1 protein-coding gene is annotated in these 762 nt (G+C 33.3%); it reads right to left on the reverse strand.

Going from position 1 to position 762, the window contains the following annotated elements:
• Positions 1-181 precede the first annotated feature (181 nt).
• Positions 182-601, reverse strand: coding sequence for a hypothetical protein (locus GO621_RS18705; RefSeq protein WP_157569730.1), 420 nt, complete (start codon positions 599-601; stop codon positions 182-184).
• Positions 602-762: the final 161 nt, after the last annotated feature.

Below are 762 nucleotides of genomic sequence, written 5' to 3' on the forward strand. Positions count from 1 at the left end.
TTCAAGGCTTGGCGAAGAACTGGAATTTAAATTCCTTCCGCCGAAACCCAAGTTCAATTAAAGTAGCAAAGTTCAATACTGTTTTTACAATTGAAAAATGTTCCTTCCGCTGAAACTGAAGCAAAATGGAAGAACAAAAGTTGATGTTTAATTCGTCCGCCAGTTTTTTGCCAAACCAATGTTAGGCGTAGTTCTTCTTTTTGTTTTTCTGGATTATATAAGAAATTAAATATACAGTCAAAAAGTAGGGGAAATAAATAACATAAGTCATAGTAGCTTTTATTGGCCATCCAATTCCCATTACACTTTTTTCAAGACTTTTTACTCGTTCCATATTTTCAGGAAAAACTTGTCGATAAAATTCAATTTCATTCATTCCATCTATATTATATCCATAATGAGTCAAAAGCATTTTATCTGAGACATCTGTCAACCATGCAAAAACCAAAGTTATAAATACAGTTGTAACTATTCCTGTTGTCAGGTAAGCAATAAACTTATATTTGACTTTTAGTTTATCCAGCCTCCTTAAAATAAAAATGGGACTTAAAGCAAGTCCGACAAGTAGAAATAACGATGTTATTGTAGTTAAAGTCTCCATTTAATTGTCAGCTGCGCTTTGTTTCAGAATTACGCCTAACGGAAAAGGCTTGGCGAAGAACTGGAAATAGAATTCCTTCCGCCGAAAACCAAAGTTAAATTTATAATCAAAAGTTGATGCTTCTTTTACCAGCTAAGTTTCTGTTCCATCAGCTGAAACTG

Source organism: Mucilaginibacter arboris (assembly GCF_009754915.1).
Classification (GTDB): domain Bacteria; phylum Bacteroidota; class Bacteroidia; order Sphingobacteriales; family Sphingobacteriaceae; genus Mucilaginibacter_A; species Mucilaginibacter_A arboris.